Raw genomic sequence first — 17,302 nt, 5'->3', positions numbered from 1 at the left:
GAAGCGCCGATGACTGACCTTGATGCGAGTCGTGCTGAGGGTAAGCTGGTATTAAAGGCTGACGACTGGGACGACTGGGATAATGAGGACGACGACGATGACGACGATGACGACGATTATTAAATTTATCGCAAGATTCAGTTTAAATGGGATAATCGAAGTGATTATTCGACGGGTTGTACTTTAATAAGAAAAGATTGCAAACGATCGCATTAATTAAGTGTTAATTTCGGGCTTTTTAGTTTTTTACAGCGCTGATATTGCATCATAGGCTGCCAGCTTGGTCTGGCAGCCATTAGCGATACAAAATTGAAATGTAGTTTTATTTTTAATTTTTATGACCCGCCGCTGGCGGGTTTTTTGTTTAACATAGAGACTTGACATGTTGCAACATTTACCACAACAAGGCGTTGCCTACCCGCATCGGAGCCGTGATTACTTTATCGCTGGATTTACCTTTTTTTGTGTTGGAGTCAGCTTAGTTATAGATGGTAGTGCAAGCTTAACGATGCAAAATATTCTTGGGGTAATAGCTTGGATTTTTTTGCTGGGTTTATTAATTGGGGAGAATAAAGAAGTAAGAATGCAGGTTTTTATTGCTGTAGCCTTTGCTACCGCGGGAGAGCATTTTGCTTCGATTTACATGGAAGGGTATACCTACCGCTTTGAAAATGTTCCGCACTATGTACCTCCAGGACATGGTATGGTTTATTTAACAGCTGTTGCCTTGGCACGTTCTGGTTTTTTTCAAATGTATGCGAGAAAAATTGCTATTTTTGTGTTTATTACAGGTGGGCTGTGGTCCCTATGGGGTATTAGTGGAATTCCTGAGCAAGGTGATCAGGTTGGTGCATTCTTGTTTGTTATTTTTGTGATTTGTGTTCTTAAGGGTCGATCACCACTAGTATATCTGGGCGCTTTTTTTATATGTACTTGGCTTGAGATAATTGGTACAGCTGCAGGCACTTGGAAATGGGCTGCAATTGAACCTGTATTTGATTGGACACAAGGAAATCCACCTAGTGGGGTTGCAGCATGGTATTGTCTGGTTGATGCAGTTGCAATTGGTTTTGCACCTAAATTATTGATGGGGTTGCAGAAGCTTAATTATTGGTATAAAACTACCATTGCAAATTAAATTTTTGTTATTTTGTGTGCCCGATTTGACATTATAATTCATGGCTATTTAAATTAAGGAAAGTTCGTGACAGTAATTCGATTGCCGGATGGCTCGGAACGGGTTTTTGATCAACCTGTAACCGTTCTTGATGTTGCTTCTTCAATAGGTCCTGGGCTAGCGCGAGCCGCATTAGCTGGTAAGGTCAATGGTAAATTAGTTGACGTTGACAGCTTGATAGACAGGGATAGCGAGCTAGAGATCATTACAGAAAATGACTCTGAAGGATTGGAAATTATACGACATTCAAGTGCGCACTTGTTGGCACATGCAGTTAAGGAGTTGTTTCCAGAAGCGCAGGTCACAATTGGCCCTGTGATAGAAGATGGCTTTTATTATGATTTTTCCTATACACGGCCTTTTACTCCAGAGGATCTTGAAGCCATTGAAAAAAGAATGCTGGAGATTAGTAAGCGGAACATTAAGATAGAGCGAAAGATTTATGATCGATCTGAGGCGATTAATTTTTTTAAACAACAAGGCGAATATTATAAGGCGCAGATTATTGAATCTATTCCGGGTGATGAAGAACTGTCACTCTATTCTCAAGGTAATTTTACCGATTTGTGCCGAGGTCCGCATGTACCCACAACTTCTAAATTAAAGGTTTTTAAATTGATGAAAGTTGCCGGGGCTTATTGGCGCGGTAATTCCAACAATGAAATGTTGCAAAGAATTTATGGAACCGCATGGTCGAAAAAAGATGATCAAAAACATTACCTGAATAGACTTGAAGAAGCGGAAAAGAGAGATCATCGCAAAATCGGTAAGCAATTAGATTTATTTCATACCCAGGAAGAAGCCCCTGGAATGGTATTCTGGCATTCTAAAGGCTGGACGCTCTGGCAGCAAATTGAGCAATATATGCGGAAAATACAAAATAGTAATGCGTATTTGGAAATACGCACGCCACAGATAATTGATAAAGAGCTGTGGAAACAATCCGGGCACTGGGATAATTTTCGCGAAAATATGTTTGTAACTGATGCGGATGAACGTAGTTTTGCAATAAAACCAATGAATTGTCCCGGTCATGTTCAAGTATTTAAACAGGGACTGAGAAGCTATCGCGATTTGCCAATCAGACTGGCAGAGTTTGGCTCATGCCATCGTAATGAAGCCTCAGGTGCTTTGCATGGGATTATGCGTGTTCGTGCATTTACTCAGGATGATGCACATATTTTTTGTACCGAAAACCAAACCCAAGAAGAAGTTGTTAAATTCATAAACTTGTTAAAACGGGTGTATGACGACTTTGGATTTAAAGAGCTTCTGGTGAAATTATCGACAAGACCGGCCAAACGTGTAGGGACAGATGCACAATGGGATAAGTCAGAGGCCGCATTAGAAGCAGCTTTGAAAGAGGCAAAACTTGAATGGGAACTTCAGCCAGGTGAAGGGGCGTTTTATGGACCTAAAATAGAATTCTCATTAAAAGATTGCATTGGTCGTATTTGGCAATGTGGTACATTACAGTTAGATTTTTCTATGCCTGAACGACTGGGCGCCGAATATGTGGCTGAGGATAACTCAAGGCAAGTGCCCGTAATGCTACATAGAGCGATTTTAGGATCGTTTGAACGTTTTATAGGTATATTAATCGAAAATTACGCGGGCGCATTCCCATTGTGGTTGGCGCCAGTGCAGGCTGTTGTATTAAATATATCGAAGGGACAGATAAATTATGCAAAAAAAATAACCGATGAGCTGAATCGTTATGGTTTTAGAGTTAGCCAAGACTTGAGAAATGAGAAAATAACCTATAAAATTCGTGAGCATAGTATGCAGAAGCTTCCTTACCAGATAATTGTGGGTGATGCGGAAGTGAGTACGAGTCAAGTTTCAGTTCGAAATCGTGCAGGACAAGATTTAGGTCAAATGACTTTGTTGAAACTGGTTGAGCACCTTAAAGAAGAAGTAGCTTTAAAGGTATAATATTTTTTATTTGGAGAATTGCCATAGCACAAGAGAAAACAGCGCGCATTAATGATGAAATAGATGTGCCAGAGGTACGCTTAATCGGTGTTGATGGAGAACAAATAGGCATAGTTAAACTTGCCCAGGCAAGTGAATTGGCTGAAGAGGCAGGTGTAGACTTAGTCGAGATAGCACCTACTGCGCAACCGCCTGTATGCCGATTAATGGATTATGGTAAGTTCCGCTATCAAGAAAGCAAACGAAAGCATGATGCTAAGCTGAAACAAAAGCAGGTTCAAATTAAAGAAATCAAGTTCAGACCGAATACGGATGAAGGTGATTATCGTATTAAGTTGCGTAACTTGACTCATTTCTTGGATGATGGAGATAAGGTTAAAGTTACATTACGCTTTCGCGGTCGTGAAATGGCCCACCAAGAATTTGGAGTCCGATTGCTTGAACGTGTACGGGATGATCTCGAATCGCAAGCTGTGGTTGAGCAATTTCCAAAGATGGAGGGCCGTCAAATGGTGATGGTGTTGTCGCCTAAGAAAAAAGATATAAAACCGGGAAAAACAAAAGCAACAGAAAGTGGATCCACAACCACATCTTAGCCATTTTTTGAGATGTTTTTTACTGTCGGCTTTGGCAAAAAACAAAGTAAAATGTATCACTTATACAAACATCATGCAGTAGTAAACAAGTGAACCTGGGTTTTTAAGAAGATTTCTGTTATAGAAACACCCTGAGTCATATTAAAAAGGAGAGTTAAATGCCTAAAATGAAAACTAAAAGTGGAGCAGCGAAACGCTTTAGAGTACGCGCAAATGGTAGCATCAAACGCGCAAAAGCCTTCAAGCGCCATATTTTAACAAAAAAAACAACTAAAAATAAGCGCCAGTTAAGAGGGATAGTGACGGTTCATCCAAGTGATGCGGCGGCGGTTCATTCGATGTTGCCATATGCTTAAAGGAGATAATAATGCCTAGAGTAAAACGTGGCGTAACGGCACATGCGCGACACAAAAAGATACTGAATTTAGCCAAGGGTTATCGGGGGCGCCGCAAAAATGTATACCGTATTGCCAAGCAAGCGGTTATGAAAGCAGGGCAGTATGCATATAGAGACAGACGTCAGCGAAAACGTCAGTTTAGAGCTCTATGGATTACACGTATTAACGCTGCTGCACGTGAATGTGGATTATCTTACAGTGTATTCATGAATGGCTTGAAGAAAGCAAGTATCGAAATCGATAGAAAAGTTTTGGCTGATCTGGCTGTATTTGATAAAACTGCTTTTGGAAAAATTGCTGAACAGGCTAAAGCCAGTTTGGCAGCTTAACTGACTGAAATCATGTGTACAGGGAGGTTGGGTTGTAGCCCATACCTCCCTTTTTGTTGTTAAGTAAAATATTTTTACTGAAATTAAATTCGAGTCCAAATTTTCATGAGAGATTTAGATGAAATCCTGGGAGAGGCAACCAGCTTATTCAGTTCTATAAATAATGCGACAGAACTTGAACAGGTAAAAGCGCGCTATCTTGGTAAACAAGGTGAGTTAACTAATATGCTAAAAGGATTGGGTAATTTACCCGAGGAACAACGTCCAGCCATGGGTTCGCGTATTAATCTGGCCAAAAATCAATTAGAAACATTACTAAATAACCGTCGGTCATTCCTTCAGGAAAAAAAACTTGAAGAGAAGCTGAAAGAGCAAGCGCTCGATGTTACCCTACCAGGCAGAGGGTATGGTAAAGGTGGACTGCATCCTGTGACGCAAACGTTAATGCGGATCGAATCACTCTTTCATTCTATCGGCTACGAGGTGGCTACCGGTCCGGAAATTGAAACTGATTTTTATAATTTTACCGCGCTTAATATTCCTGAGAATCATCCGGCACGTGCAATGCATGATACGTTTTATATTGATAATGGAGATTTGCTCCGCACACATACTTCGCCGGTTCAAATACGTTTTATGCTGGAAAATCAACCGCCTATAAAATTAATTGCGCCAGGGCGTGTATATCGGTGTGATTCGGATGTAACACACACACCGATGTTTCATCAGGTTGAGGGCTTGTGGATTGACGAGCAGGCGAACTTTGCCGCACTTAAAGGTGTACTGGAGAACTTTATGGCTCACTTTTTTGAGCGGAATGATTTGTCAGTGCGTTTTAGACCATCCTTTTTTCCATTTACAGAGCCATCTGCTGAAATGGATATCAGCTGTGTGAGATGCAATGGGAACGGGTGTCGTATATGTAGTCAGTCCGGTTGGCTGGAGGTATTGGGATGTGGCATGGTGCATCCTAACGTGCTAAAGCATGTCAACATTGATCAAGAGCGTTATATTGGTTTTGCATTTGGTATGGGCGTTGAAAGACTCACAATGCTGAGATATGGTGTCAGTGACTTGCGTTTATTTTTTGAAAATGATTTGCGTTTTTTGAAACAATTTAATTAATTTAACCTGAATATTAATCATACATTCTCATGAAATTTTCAGAAAACTGGTTGCGCACTTTTGTTAATCCAAGCTGTTCAAGTAACGAACTCGCACATATTTTAACCATGGCCGGTATAGAAGTCGAAAATGTCGAATCTATTTCGATACCATTTGAAAGAGTTGTTGTTGCCGAGGTGTTGAGCGTAGAAAGACATCCTGATGCAGATCGTTTGAGCGTTTGCTTGGTTAATGCTGGTGAGCTGGCAGAAAACCCATTGCAAATTGTTTGCGGTGCACCAAATGTTCAAGTCGGCATTAAAGTACCATGTGCATTAGTAGGTTCGCAGTTGTCAGGTATCGTAATTAAAAAAACAAAATTGCGTGGTATTGAATCATTCGGCATGCTTTGTTCTGCGCGTGAACTCGGTATCAGTGAAGATGCTGCTGGATTACTACTATTGCCTGAAACAGCGCCAGTGGGTCAAGATTTTCGTAAATATTTTGCATTGGATGACAACGTCTTTACATTAAGCCTTACGCCGAACAGAGCGGATTGTTTGGGCGTTTATGGTGTAGCGCGTGAAATATCTGCAGTTACCAATACAAAACTCACTCCTTTAAGGATTGAACCTGTACAAGAGGAAATAGAAGACAGGCTCGATATAAATATTCATGCATCGAAGGCATGTCCCTTATATTGTGGTCGAATCATTCGCGGTATTAAATCGAATGTGGAAACGCCATTGTGGATGGAGCAGCGGTTGGAACGTAGTGGCTTGCGTTCAATTAATGCAGTGGTGGATATTACCAATTATGTGTTACTGGAAACCGGACAGCCGATGCATGCTTTTGATCTGGCAAAGCTTGATGGCCACATTCATGTACGCTACGCAAAGATTGATGAAACAATACAATTGCTTAATGAGAATCGAGTAGAATTGACTTCCGATATGTTATTGATATCTGATGATCGAAAGCCGCTGGCGCTTGCTGGTATTATGGGGGGTTCCAGTACTGGTGTAGCAGAAGGAACGGTTGATATTTTTTTGGAATGCGCTTTTTTTGATCCAGATGTGATTTCAGGTAAATCTTTTCTCCTTGGGTTTAGTTCTGATTCTGCTTATCGATTTGAACGGGGCGTGGACTTTGCAGCAACGCACAGTGTACTGGAACACGCAACAGCATTGATAAAGTCCATTTGTGGCGGAAAAGCTGGCCCAATAAATGAAATAAGGCATCAGTTACCACAGCGTCGTTCAGTTTCAGTCCGAACCAGTCGAGTACAACGGGTATTAGGAATTACTCTGGATAGAGATCAGATTTCTGAATATTTTACGCGCCAGCAGTTTGATTACTCGGAAACTGACGATGTGTTTACTGTTATACCCCCAAGTTATCGTTTTGATCTTGCTATCGAAGAAGACTTTATTGAAGAATTGGCCAGAATTCATGGCTACGATGAAATTGCTGCACAATTGCCGTCAGCTGGATTGACTATGCTTGCTGCGCCTGAATCGCTACGTGTGCCTGCACAGATAAAACAAATGCTTGTAATGCGCGATTATCAGGAAGTAGTTAATTATGCTTTTGTTGATAAAGTTTGGGAAACTGATCTGATTCAGAATAAGGATCCAATTGCGTTAAAAAACCCTATTGCAAGTAATCTGAATGTTATGCGCAGTAGTTTGCTAGGCGGGCTTATAGCGAATCTACAGTTTAATTTAAATCGCAAGCAGGACCGGGTGCGTTTGTTTGAAATGGGTTGTTGCTTTGAAAGAAACTCGACCGGCCACTGTCAGCAGATTGAAAGGTTGGCGGGACTTGGATATGGTGATGTGCATATTGAGCAATGGGGAGAACCATCACGCACGATAGATTTTTATGATGTAAAATCTGATATAGAAGTGCTTTATCGCTCAAAAGAAGTAGAATTTCAAGCAATTTCTCATCCGGCTTTTCATCCGGGTAAATCTGCTCAGGTTATGATGGGTGCCAAACCTGTTGGGTGGTTAGGAGAATTACATCCACACTGGCAGAAAAAATATGATATTGCGAAGCCAGTGATATTGTTTGAGTTGATACTGGACAGCTTATTGCCAATGCAATTAATGCAAGTAAAGGAAACGGCCAAATTTCCACCTGTAAGACGGGACATTGCAGTGGTTGTTGACAATCAGATTAATGTACAGTCAATCATATCTAGTTTGTATGAAAAAAAACCTGCAGTTGTAACTGAGATTGCATTGTTTGACATCTATCGTGGTAAGTCCGTTGGTGAAAATAAAAAAAGCCTGGCATTCAGGGTGATATTGCAAGATGTGGGAAGAACATTAACTGATGAAGATGCTGACATAATAATAGCCAATTTACTTCAAGTTCTGGCAACAAAATTCGACGCAATATTGAGGAACTGAAACTATTATGATTTTATAACACAAAATCAGAGATCTAATGAAGTATAAAGCCAGTATTAATTAATCATTTTAATTGTAATTGGTATAATATGAAAAATGGCCTATGGTGTTGTGTTAAAAGAACAAGCTGAAATAACAAATAACGTGGAGCTTGGATAAAAAATCAATTTCAATAATTGTAAGTCATAGTAAGCACTATCATTATAAAAAATAAAAATTTTAATCTAATAACTTGCGGAGAATAATATGGCTCTTACAAAAGCTGAACTAGCTGATTTGTTATTTGAAAATGTAGGACTAAATAAACGTGAGGCCAAAGATATGGTGGAGTCTTTTTACGAAGAAGTTCGGGCAGCACTTGAAAAGGGAGAAGGCGTGAAGCTATCGGGCTTTGGGAATTTTCATTTGCGAACAAAGCCGCAGCGGCCAGGAAGGAATCCTAAAACAGGAGAGGAAATACCGATCACCGCCCGGCGTGTTGTTACGTTTCATGCTAGTCAGAAACTAAAAAACATGGTTGAACAAAACTACCATGGAAAACAAGAAGATAAATAATAGCTTCCCACCAATTCCAGCAAAACGCTATTTTACAATTGGTGAAGTGGGTATATTGTGTGGCGTCAAGCCGCATGTATTGCGTTATTGGGAACAAGAATTTACTCAGTTGAGGCCGGTTAAGCGTCGCGGTAACCGCCGGTACTATCAGCATCAGGAAGTTTTATTAATTCGGAGAATCAGGGAACTCCTTTACGATCAGGGATTTACAATTAATGGAGCTCGGAACCGTCTCGAACAAAATGCAGCGCATTCGTGGTCCTTTCACGAAACAGGAGAAGATTCAATATCACAGTCTTCAGTTGACGTGAATTATGTTCGACGCGAAATTAAAAGTATCTTGTCTATTCTGCATTCCACTTCATAATAGTTATTGCATCTGCTGTTTTTTATGTTTGGCTTGTTTGCTATAATCTCCAGTTGACGGGGCGTAGCGCAGCCTGGTAGCGTACTTGCATGGGGTGCAAGTGGTCGGAGGTTCAAATCCTCTCGCCCCGACCATGATATATATCACTGGTTTTAAATGAATTTACATGGTTCACTATTGATAAGATCTATTGATCTTTCTTATTTTGACTGATTCAGAGCGCTTTTCAGATTATTTTTAATTATATTTTATTGATGCGTATTTTTTGTGGTTCCGCTCTTGTTAACTTGAAAGCATTTTAGAAAATGCGCATTTTACTTAGTAATGATGATGGATATTTTGCGCCGGGCCTTGCGTGCTTGGCAGAAGCATTGGCAAGTGTTGCAGAAATTATTGTCGTAGCCCCTGAACGCGACAGAAGCGGTTCAAGTAATTCCTTAACGCTTGATCGTCCGTTAAGTCTGCACCGTTCACACAATGGTTTTTATTATGTGAACGGGACACCAACTGATTGTGTTCATCTGGCTGTAACAGGTATGCTTGATGTGTTGCCGGATATGGTTGTTTCGGGCATCAATCATGGCGCGAATATGGGTGATGATACTATTTATTCTGGAACAGTGGCTGCGGCAACAGAAGGGTTTTTGTTAGGTGTACCTTCCTTGGCAGTATCTTTGGCCAGTGCATCGAATGGATACTACGTGTCAGCAGCGCGCGTAGTAGTTGACCTCGTTAAACGCTTCAATAGAAATCAATCAAAAATTCCTATCTTACTGAATATTAATGTACCTGACGTCGAGTATGCACAGATAGAAGGTTTTCGCGTAACTCGATTGGGTCGCAGGCACAAAGCTGAACCTGTAATAAAATCCTCAAGTCCGCGCGGTGAAACGGTGTATTGGGTAGGCGCGGCTGGAGCTGCGCAAGACGCGGGAGAAGGAACGGATTTTCATGCCGTGCAGTTTAACCATGTTTCGATTACACCATTACAAATCGATTTAACGCGGTTTGATCAAATGGAATTCGTTACCAAGTGGCTGAAAGAATAGCATCTTGAAATTTTGGTAGGGTAGTGGGGTGTCAAGCACCTTCACTTATCAGAGGAAGTTGGAAGTCGCATTTAACGTTAGAAGTGGTCATAAATTGAATGGATAGTAAGCTGTGAGTACTCATGTTTCAGGAATTGGCATGACTTCGCAACGCACACGCATGCGTATGATTGAGCGATTGCGTGATCAAGGAATAGCTGATGAAGTTGTTCTGTCGGTTATGAACACTATTCCGCGTCATCTTTTTATTGAAGAAGCATTGGCTAGCCGTGCCTATGAGGATGTTTCTCTGCCTATCAATTTCGGACAAACTATTTCCAGTCCTTGGATTGTTGCTCGTATGAGTGAGTTATTACGTGCCAATTCAAATCTGGGCAATGTGTTGGAAATTGGAACGGGCTGCGGATACCAAACAGCTATACTGGCACAACTTGCGCGCCAGGTTTACTCAATTGAGCGCATTGGTCCGTTATTGACACGTACACGTATTCGTTTGCATAAATTACAAATTCGAAACATTTTCTTGAAACATGCGGATGGTATGCTCGGATTGTCCGAATCAGGCCCATTTGACGGTATTATTATAACTGCGGTGACTGCACATATTCCCCCCGTTTTGTTAAATCAACTGGCTTTAGGTGGTCGTATAGTATTCCCTAAAGGGAGCCGCAAACAAAACTTGTGTATCATTGAAAGAAATACGCAGGGATTTATTGAAACAGTATTGGAAGAAGTAAATTTTGTGCCCATACTATCCGGTGTTATAAAAAAATAATGATGCCGAGAAAACTGCAATGAATAATGACCAAGTACAATTGAAAACATACGTTGGTATCAGGAAGACAGCACTGAGTGCTTGCTGGTTATTTGTTTTTTTATTTTTACTTATCGGCTGTGAGACAACCAAAGGCCCAGCTCCAGTGGTTGAACGAACAATAACGCCTGAGAAGACGGCAGATATTTCAAACGCAAAGCAAATCGATCAATTCTACATCGTTCAAAAAGGCGATACGTTTTATAGCATTGCACTCAATCATGGTATTGATCAGAAAGAACTGGCTGATTGGAACAATATCACCGATCCAGAGACAATCAAACCTGGTCAACGAATTAATCTGTCAGTACCTTCAAAAGAAGCTGAACCAACACTGTTTGCTGTGCCGCAACATGCTGTAATGTCGGTTGTCGATCCTGCATTGGATTTGGCTGATGGCGCGCCGAACTCTGCGGTAAGTTCAACGCAGGATTTCGCGATAGAAAAAGTTAAAACATCCCCTAAGGCATTGAAGTTGCCATATTCTGAACAGAATGTGGCGCGATTACAATATTCAGTCAACCCGTCATTTAATAAGCAGACTACTGATTATTCAACTGTTGCTGTAACGGGTACTCGTATTGAAGATGCGCCAAAGCCAGTTGAGCAAGAGACGAAAGTTTCTTTAGATTCATCTAAAACAGATTGGATATGGCCTGTAACGGGAAAGATACTGTCTGCTTTCTCAAATAATTCAAAAGGGGTGAAAATATCCGGACAATTAGGACAATCAATCTTGGCCACTGCTGCAGGTGAAGTTGTTTATAGTGGGAATGGTTTGCGTGGATACGGCAATCTTATTATTATTAAACATGATGATGCGCTTCTCAGTGCCTATGCGCATAACAGTAAGTTACTCGTAAAAGAAGGAGAAGCTGTCGTACAAGGTCAGAAAATAGCGGAAATGGGTGATACGGACACCAATATGCCTCAATTACATTTTGAAATCAGGAGGCATGGTAAGCCGGTAGATCCCTTGAAATTTTTACCTGCGAATCCGGATTAACTGCACATTGGGGGTTGCACGGATTATCTATTTTATTTCTGATGCGCTGTTATTCCAGTAATTGAATATATAGATGATAGCTAACATGTGGCGATAATAATAGCTGCTTGAGTATTGTACGTTTTGCGGCGAACCTCTTTATAGCTGCCTATTATATTATTACCGTTATGTCCAAGTTAACCGTCCATCTTAAGTCTTCTAAACAACTTGCCGCCATACTCTTGGTAACGCACTGCGCGGCTGCGTTAATATTATGTTTTTTGACGGTATCGATTAATGTTAAGTGGGTTGGCTTGTTGTTATTGATTGTTAGTTTGTGCTTTTACTTCGGCCATGCTGTGCGACTGAGTTTTGCAAATTCCGCCGTGTTATTAAAATTCTCTGATAAAGCCGATTGTGAGTTATATACAGCCAGTGGTAGGGTCATTGATTGTACCGTACTGAGTTCAACTTTTGTATCATCTTATTTAACAGTATTAATTTTGCAGCCGGCGCATTGCTGGCCCACACGTAGTGTGATTATTATGTCCGATACTCTTGATGTTGAAGAATTTAGGCAATTAAGAGTGTTATTGCGCTGGCAGTGGAAGCAAACCTATGAGTGAGACGCATGAAATAACCACGGGATTATTTCATGCGGAAGGGGTTAAACTTAATATCCTGATTAAAAATGATATGAATGTTTAACGCATCTGCCATGCACTGTAAGATGTTTCCCGATCAAAATTATCCCAGATATAGTTGGGTCTGACGATCGGTGTTGTCGGTACCAAAAATGTTGCTATGTCAAGTGCGCCAGTGACACTACGTCCGACAGCGTGAAACAGACCAGTAAAAAAACCGGCTGTCATGCCATAAGTAGCGCCATGTCTACGGCCGGTTATGATCATGGTTTTAGGGATTTCCACAACACCAGTGACTGCATTGGCAATTCCGTTACCTAGTTTTTCACCCACTTTTGTCGGATAGTTATGTGCTAGCGCCACATTTGGTAAGAGCAATAATGTGACTAGAATGATCAGTATTTGGATCGTTTTTTTCATGGATTAGCCTCTTAAATTTATGGGGAGTCGTGTTTCATGATGACATTATCTCGATTATACGCTTGTGAGACCCTATGCAGATACAGTAGAAAACCTCGTTAATTTTTCCTGTTGTTATCACCTCCCAGAATTCTGATTATTCAGTCAGGTTTTTGTTTCAAGAAACGCATGATTCTATTAATTTCCGAGCTGATTTGGTGCGATGGATGCTCTTGTTTTTCCAATTCTAGTTCGATTATCTGAGTCATTTCCATAGTTAAAATATCTAATGTAATTTTATCTTTGTTCTGCAGTGCTTCCTGGTATTCTTTCTGGAAGCGAGTAATAGTATTCAACATTCTGGCATTGTTTTGATCGTTTGGCAAAATGGTTTCAAGTTCATATCTTAAATTGCTGGATACACCTATCACTGCTTGAGTGGATTCAGATTGTATGGACTCGGGCGGTAAAAGTTTATGTGTATAAATTGATAACATGATGAGCGCCATGCCCGATGAAGTTGTAGTAAATACAAAGCGCCATAAACGATATTCCTTGCCAAAAAATTTGATTGTTTTGGTTTTTTTGACGGTGAGCCTGGCTAGAACAATTACTCCAACAAGAAATAAAACAGCGCCGAATGCCATTATGATCGGTACAATTGGATTCACGGTTTTCGTACTCCCTGAATATTATATTTATAGTTAAAATTGTGTCAGTTAAAAATTGAGATGCGTTAAATCCGCATGTTCTTTGCATATATTATTGTCAAATTACGGATGTATATCAATGTTGTATTTTAGCTTAAAACCATATTTAGGGAAGTACTGATTAAATTGCTTAAGCAGAAAGCACAGTTTTACCAAATAGTTACGGTATCTAAAGATATTCAGCAGCTTGTTTGCTGGCATTATTTATCGAGATTCTGGTTGTCCTGTATGGCTTTTGCTTCATTTTTCTTCATTATATTAAGCAATGCTACTTCAAAATGCGTAAATTATATGCAAAATAGAATTTAGATATGCTCCAGATTTGCTTGAAAAAGTTGCAAAAAATGTCAAGCAACCCTGGATAAATTTATTGTGGCGGTGCAGGTGGTGGATTTCCTGGCGGTGGTGGTGGCGGTGTAAAACCTGGAGGGGAGGGTAAAATTTTAGCTGGTTTTTGGTTGATTGTGGTTTGGTCGCTTGTGATTCTGCCGGATACAGGAACACGGTGACCTTTTGCATACATACATTGAATATAACCGACATCATAACGGTACTGGTTCTCGTAGCCGGATGTTCTGGAGGCCCCCGATCCTGCTAAACCACCCGCCAATAAGCCAGCGCCTGCACCTATGGCAGCCCCCTCGCCACCACCAAATGCAGCTCCAGCTGCGGCGCCAAGCCCTGTGCCAACAGCGGCGCTTTCAACGCCGCTGGATATAGATGCAGCCCTTGGCGTTGTTCCACCTACTTGCTGATAAGCGTAGCGTCTGCAATCATAATCATCATAGCGAAACTGTTCGAAGCTTTTACTGGAGCCTGGCAGAACCATGACACTTGGACCTGTTGGCAAACTTACACAAGCAGCCAGCACAGTTGTTAATAATGGCAGGGATAGTAGGCGTGATTTTGAAATTTTAAACATATTATACCTCGTGATATTTATTGTGCAGGTGGGTGAGGGCTTACACGCAACCAGCCGCCGGGACACTGTTTAACATATGGATAATAGCCATTCGGATCTTGGCAGTAGTACCAGTCATTAGTTTGTGGTTGAGCTGCGGCAGGCTCCTCTTGTTGTTGAATGTAAACAGGTGGTGTCGGTGGCACGACTACTGGCGGTACTAAAGGGACAACAACAGGTGGATAATTATAAAAAGGCGGATAGAAGAAAGGGTCGTAGAAAGGATCGTAGTAGTTGTATCCATAGTAACCCGGATAGCCTAAGTGTATTCCAAAATTAAACCTGTCGATTCGCCCACCATGCGCTGATAACAGATTAGGGGTGCCGACAGCGGGTAGCACAATTATCAGATAGAATAAAATTGATTTTTTCATACGTGTATCCCGTTGAGAAGAGTAACAGAAGCTCCTATAAGTATTGAAAAAAAGATTTCTGTTTTCGTGTCATTTGGGGAATCTTAAAACAAACCTTGTTTTTGTACAATGAAGTCATGTCGGTGATCAATCAATATCGAAAAGGAGACGGGTAACCGGGTGGCGGTGGTGGCGTTGAAACGCTATTGTTATGATTATATAAGTCTGAATTATTTCTGATGCTTCCGGAGACCGGGACATTATGGCCTTTTGCATACATACATTGTATATATCCGTTGTCATAGCGCTCTTGACCGATATGTCCAGATGTTCTGGCCGTTCCTGAACCGGAAAGCCCGCCAGCCAACAGGCCTGCGCCGGCACCGATGGCTGCACCCTCGCCACCGCCGATAGCTAGACCGGCTATTGCGCCAAGTCCCGCACCAATTGCCGCACTGTTTAATCCGCTACTCACTGCGGCGTCTTTTGCTGTAGTTCCGCCTGCCTGTTCATGGGCGTATTGCCTACATTCATAATCATCATAACGAAACTGTTCGAAATTTTTGCCTGCGCCCGGTAAAACCATAACACTTGGACCCGTAGGCATGGTGACGCAAGCTGTAAGAACCAACAAAACAGATAGCAAAGCTGACTTTCGTAGTCCGGATATCATTATTTTCTCGTCTGCATCAGTGTCATCGCGGTGTTGGCTGAGGTGCTACTTGAAGCCAACCCTCGGGGCATTGTTTAATATATGGATAATAGCCTTCCGGGTTACGGCAGTAATGCCAGTAATTCGTCTGTGGCTGAGTGGATGCTGTCACAGGAGTTTCTCGCTGTATATAGACAGGTGGCGTTCTGGGAATAATCACTGGTGATGGGTAGGCATATGCGCGCGGATAATAGTAAGGACTGCGGTACCCATAGCGGTAAGGGTAGCTGTAAAATCCCGATCCATAATAACCGGGGCCATAAAACCCACCAAAGTTAAATCCGAAGTTAAATCGATTATGACTATGTCCGTGTCCGAAATGCCCATGGCCGCCGCCAAGGTGACGACGTCCACCCCCAAAATGGCTGCCTCCGCCGCCGCCTCTGAAGTGTCCCCCACCACCGCTACCACCACCGCTGATACTGCTTCCGCCACCGCTACCCCCACGTGCCCATGCCGAATTGTGCGCAGCTAAAACCAGTAATGCTAAAATCAATAATGTTCCTGTTAGTTTTTTCATGTTTATCCTCTATCTGAGGTTATGTGGCGCATATTATTTTTTTAATTTTTGCGCACTTTTACAAAAAAATAATTTAATTGTAAGGTGTTCAACCTGAATAAAAACTGAACGAATTTTTCAATCTGCCCAATTACATCGAAAGCAGGTATCATATTAGCGTAAAATCGCCGTCGATAGTTTTTACCAGTACCGGTAATTATTTATTTTGTTTTTTATTTTTTTAGGAGAAATTTAATATGTCGCAGAAACACCCGGTTATTGCTGTTACCGGATCATCTGGCGCAGGCACATCAACGGTTAAAAATAGCTTTGAACATATTTTCAGGCGTGAAAATTTAAAGGCAGCTGTCGTTGAAGGTGATAGTTTTCATCGCTATGATCGTGAAGCAATGAAACAGGCAGTTGCGGAATCTGAAAAAGATAACGGTCGGGCTATCAGTCATTTTGGTCCTGAAGCAAATGAATTTGAAAAACTGGAAACGTTATTCAGAGAATATGGTGAAAGTGGCTCAGGCCAAACCCGTTTGTATTTGCATAATGAAGAAGAAGCAGCACCTTGGGATCAGAAACCAGGCACTTTTACACCCTGGTCCCCGATTCCCCCTGGATCTGATTTACTTTTTTATGAAGGATTGCATGGTGGTGTTAAGAGCGACACCGCTGATGTTGCAAAATATGTAGATTTGTTGGTCGGCGTAGTGCCGATTGTCAACTTGGAATGGATACAGAAAATATTCCGTGATACCAGTGCACGTGGATATTCCGCTGAAGCTGTTACACATACTATTTTGCGCCGTATGCATGATTATGTGCATTTCATAACTCCGCAGTTTTCCCGTACACATATCAATTTTCAGCGAGTGCCGACAGTGGATACTTCAAATCCATTCATAGCACGGGAAATCCCGACACTCGATGAAAGCATGGTAGTGATTCGTTTCAAAAACCCAAGAAACGTGGATTTTACCAATCTGTTGGCTATGATTCATGACTCCTTCATGTCTCGCCGGAATACAATTGTCGTTCCGGGTGGGAAAATGGGGATGGCGATCGAATTAATATTGACACCGCTCTTGTTGGAGATTGTCGCTAAGAGCAGAGCTTAGCTTCAGTCAATTTGTAGTGATTAATTCATGAGTCAGATTTAAGTGGTGCCGGTATTATTGTCATTGGTCTGATTCAGAATTAATCAGTGATTTTATTTCTAAATCAAAAGTTGTATTTAGTTTCTTGGTCTGCAATACACAGTGGTTCTAGAGCATATAGTATGGCGCGAA

General features: G+C 41.4%; 20 protein-coding genes and 1 tRNA gene. 15 read left to right on the top strand and 6 right to left on the bottom strand.

The features are described 5' to 3' along the window. The first annotated feature begins 382 nt into the window (after positions 1 to 382). The 14 genes from C8R11_RS13350 to C8R11_RS13285 all read left to right on the top strand — a co-directional run bounded on the left by C8R11_RS13350 (position 383) and on the right by C8R11_RS13285 (position 12,352). Positions 383 to 1,138, top strand: a complete 756-nt coding sequence (locus C8R11_RS13350) for a hypothetical protein (protein ID WP_107796132.1) — start codon at positions 383 to 385, stop codon at positions 1,136 to 1,138. Positions 1,139 to 1,204: 66 nt separating this feature from the next. Continuing rightward, positions 1,205 to 3,112 carry a threonine--tRNA ligase gene (gene thrS / locus C8R11_RS13345; protein ID WP_107796131.1) on the top strand — a complete coding sequence of 636 codons (1,908 nt, stop codon included), beginning with the start codon at positions 1,205 to 1,207 and terminating at the stop codon, positions 3,110 to 3,112. A gap of 23 nt (positions 3,113 to 3,135) precedes the next feature. Next, positions 3,136 to 3,708 carry a translation initiation factor IF-3 gene (infC, locus tag C8R11_RS13340; protein WP_090701035.1) on the top strand — a complete coding sequence of 191 codons (573 nt, stop codon included), beginning with the start codon at positions 3,136 to 3,138 and terminating at the stop codon, positions 3,706 to 3,708. 158 nt (positions 3,709 to 3,866) lie between these two features. Next, positions 3,867 to 4,064, top strand: a complete 198-nt coding sequence (gene rpmI, locus C8R11_RS13335; RefSeq protein ID WP_090701037.1) for a 50S ribosomal protein L35 — start codon at positions 3,867 to 3,869, stop codon at positions 4,062 to 4,064. A gap of 11 nt (positions 4,065 to 4,075) precedes the next feature. Continuing rightward, on the top strand, positions 4,076 to 4,435 hold the full coding sequence (gene rplT / locus C8R11_RS13330) for a 50S ribosomal protein L20 (RefSeq protein WP_090701040.1): 360 nt from the start codon (positions 4,076 to 4,078) through the stop codon (positions 4,433 to 4,435). 105 nt (positions 4,436 to 4,540) lie between these two features. After that, positions 4,541 to 5,560, top strand: coding sequence for a phenylalanine--tRNA ligase subunit alpha (gene pheS, locus C8R11_RS13325; RefSeq protein WP_107796130.1), 1,020 nt, complete (start codon positions 4,541 to 4,543; stop codon positions 5,558 to 5,560). Positions 5,561 to 5,589: 29 nt separating this feature from the next. After that, entirely contained in the window at positions 5,590 to 7,956 is a 2,367-nt protein-coding gene (pheT, locus tag C8R11_RS13320; protein WP_107796129.1) for a phenylalanine--tRNA ligase subunit beta, read from the top strand. A gap of 246 nt (positions 7,957 to 8,202) precedes the next feature. Beyond that, positions 8,203 to 8,511, top strand: coding sequence for an integration host factor subunit alpha (locus C8R11_RS13315; protein ID WP_107796128.1), 309 nt, complete (start codon positions 8,203 to 8,205; stop codon positions 8,509 to 8,511). Continuing rightward, positions 8,489 to 8,878: a MerR family transcriptional regulator gene (locus C8R11_RS13310; RefSeq protein ID WP_107796127.1), complete on the top strand. Its 390-nt coding sequence runs from the start codon at positions 8,489 to 8,491 to the stop codon at positions 8,876 to 8,878. Before C8R11_RS13315 ends, C8R11_RS13310 begins: the two co-directional genes overlap by 23 nt. A 57-nt stretch (positions 8,879 to 8,935) precedes the next feature. Further along, a tRNA-Pro gene (locus C8R11_RS13305) sits at positions 8,936 to 9,012 on the top strand. A gap of 171 nt (positions 9,013 to 9,183) precedes the next feature. Continuing rightward, complete coding sequence (gene surE / locus C8R11_RS13300) at positions 9,184 to 9,927, top strand: 5'/3'-nucleotidase SurE (protein ID WP_107796126.1); 744 nt, start codon at positions 9,184 to 9,186, stop codon at positions 9,925 to 9,927. Between the two features lie 112 nt (positions 9,928 to 10,039). Then, the gene (locus C8R11_RS13295; protein ID WP_107796125.1) at positions 10,040 to 10,702 is read left to right on the top strand and encodes a protein-L-isoaspartate(D-aspartate) O-methyltransferase; all 663 of its coding nucleotides are present in this window, start codon (positions 10,040 to 10,042) and stop codon (positions 10,700 to 10,702) included. A 19-nt stretch (positions 10,703 to 10,721) separates the two neighbouring features. Further along, positions 10,722 to 11,747 (top strand): peptidoglycan DD-metalloendopeptidase family protein, encoded by a 1,026-nt coding sequence (locus C8R11_RS13290; RefSeq protein ID WP_107796124.1) that lies wholly within the window; start codon positions 10,722 to 10,724, stop codon positions 11,745 to 11,747. 107 nt (positions 11,748 to 11,854) lie between these two features. Further along, on the top strand, positions 11,855 to 12,352 hold the full coding sequence (locus C8R11_RS13285; protein WP_107796123.1) for a protein YgfX: 498 nt from the start codon (positions 11,855 to 11,857) through the stop codon (positions 12,350 to 12,352). A 78-nt stretch (positions 12,353 to 12,430) separates the two neighbouring features. Here C8R11_RS13285 and C8R11_RS13280 read toward each other — a convergent pair whose 3' ends face one another. The 6 genes from C8R11_RS13280 to C8R11_RS13255 all read right to left on the bottom strand — a co-directional run bounded on the left by C8R11_RS13280 (position 12,431) and on the right by C8R11_RS13255 (position 16,025). After that, positions 12,431 to 12,790, bottom strand: coding sequence for an exosortase system-associated protein, TIGR04073 family (locus C8R11_RS13280; RefSeq protein ID WP_090701062.1), 360 nt, complete (start codon positions 12,788 to 12,790; stop codon positions 12,431 to 12,433). A 140-nt stretch (positions 12,791 to 12,930) separates the two neighbouring features. Next, the gene (locus C8R11_RS13275) at positions 12,931 to 13,440 is read right to left on the bottom strand and encodes a hypothetical protein (protein WP_107796122.1); all 510 of its coding nucleotides are present in this window, start codon (positions 13,438 to 13,440) and stop codon (positions 12,931 to 12,933) included. A gap of 406 nt (positions 13,441 to 13,846) precedes the next feature. Further along, a complete protein-coding gene (locus C8R11_RS13270) occupies positions 13,847 to 14,401 on the bottom strand; it encodes a YMGG-like glycine zipper-containing protein (protein WP_107796121.1) in 555 nt (184 codons plus the stop codon). Between the two features lie 17 nt (positions 14,402 to 14,418). Continuing rightward, complete coding sequence (locus C8R11_RS13265; RefSeq protein ID WP_107796120.1) at positions 14,419 to 14,814, bottom strand: hypothetical protein; 396 nt, start codon at positions 14,812 to 14,814, stop codon at positions 14,419 to 14,421. A 130-nt stretch (positions 14,815 to 14,944) separates the two neighbouring features. After that, a complete protein-coding gene (locus tag C8R11_RS13260) occupies positions 14,945 to 15,466 on the bottom strand; it encodes a YMGG-like glycine zipper-containing protein (protein WP_107796119.1) in 522 nt (173 codons plus the stop codon). A gap of 22 nt (positions 15,467 to 15,488) precedes the next feature. Next, positions 15,489 to 16,025: a hypothetical protein gene (locus C8R11_RS13255; protein ID WP_107796118.1), complete on the bottom strand. Its 537-nt coding sequence runs from the start codon at positions 16,023 to 16,025 to the stop codon at positions 15,489 to 15,491. Between the two features lie 236 nt (positions 16,026 to 16,261). Here C8R11_RS13255 and C8R11_RS13250 point away from each other — a divergent pair, with 236 nt between their 5' ends. After that, complete coding sequence (locus tag C8R11_RS13250; protein WP_090701078.1) at positions 16,262 to 17,131, top strand: phosphoribulokinase; 870 nt, start codon at positions 16,262 to 16,264, stop codon at positions 17,129 to 17,131. Positions 17,132 to 17,302 lie beyond the last annotated feature (171 nt).

This window comes from Nitrosomonas aestuarii, from assembly GCF_003046585.1.
In the GTDB taxonomy this organism is placed as follows: Bacteria; Pseudomonadota; Gammaproteobacteria; order Burkholderiales; family Nitrosomonadaceae; genus Nitrosomonas; species Nitrosomonas aestuarii.
Note: the sequence above shows the minus strand (reverse complement) of the source record. Positions and strands in the feature narration are given on the sequence as shown.

Excerpts from the sequence above, each read along its gene's own strand:
- C8R11_RS13350 (WP_107796132.1), top strand. The coding sequence starts at position 383 with ATGTTGCAACATTTACCACAACAAGGCGTTGCCTACCCGCATCGGAGC.
- rpmI (WP_090701037.1), top strand. The coding sequence starts at position 3,867 with ATGCCTAAAATGAAAACTAAAAGTGGAGCAGCGAAACGCTTTAGAGTA.
- rplT (WP_090701040.1), top strand. The coding sequence starts at position 4,076 with ATGCCTAGAGTAAAACGTGGCGTAACGGCACATGCGCGACACAAAAAG.
- pheS (WP_107796130.1), top strand. The coding sequence starts at position 4,541 with ATGAGAGATTTAGATGAAATCCTGGGAGAGGCAACCAGCTTATTCAGT.
- pheT (WP_107796129.1), top strand. The coding sequence starts at position 5,590 with ATGAAATTTTCAGAAAACTGGTTGCGCACTTTTGTTAATCCAAGCTGT.
- C8R11_RS13315 (WP_107796128.1), top strand. The coding sequence starts at position 8,203 with ATGGCTCTTACAAAAGCTGAACTAGCTGATTTGTTATTTGAAAATGTA.
- C8R11_RS13310 (WP_107796127.1), top strand. The coding sequence starts at position 8,489 with ATGGAAAACAAGAAGATAAATAATAGCTTCCCACCAATTCCAGCAAAA.
- surE (WP_107796126.1), top strand. The coding sequence starts at position 9,184 with ATGCGCATTTTACTTAGTAATGATGATGGATATTTTGCGCCGGGCCTT.
- C8R11_RS13290 (WP_107796124.1), top strand. The coding sequence starts at position 10,722 with ATGAATAATGACCAAGTACAATTGAAAACATACGTTGGTATCAGGAAG.
- C8R11_RS13280 (WP_090701062.1), bottom strand. The coding sequence starts at position 12,790 with ATGAAAAAAACGATCCAAATACTGATCATTCTAGTCACATTATTGCTC.
- C8R11_RS13270 (WP_107796121.1), bottom strand. The coding sequence starts at position 14,401 with ATGTTTAAAATTTCAAAATCACGCCTACTATCCCTGCCATTATTAACA.
- C8R11_RS13265 (WP_107796120.1), bottom strand. The coding sequence starts at position 14,814 with ATGAAAAAATCAATTTTATTCTATCTGATAATTGTGCTACCCGCTGTC.
- C8R11_RS13260 (WP_107796119.1), bottom strand. The coding sequence starts at position 15,466 with ATGATATCCGGACTACGAAAGTCAGCTTTGCTATCTGTTTTGTTGGTT.
- C8R11_RS13255 (WP_107796118.1), bottom strand. The coding sequence starts at position 16,025 with ATGAAAAAACTAACAGGAACATTATTGATTTTAGCATTACTGGTTTTA.
- C8R11_RS13250 (WP_090701078.1), top strand. The coding sequence starts at position 16,262 with ATGTCGCAGAAACACCCGGTTATTGCTGTTACCGGATCATCTGGCGCA.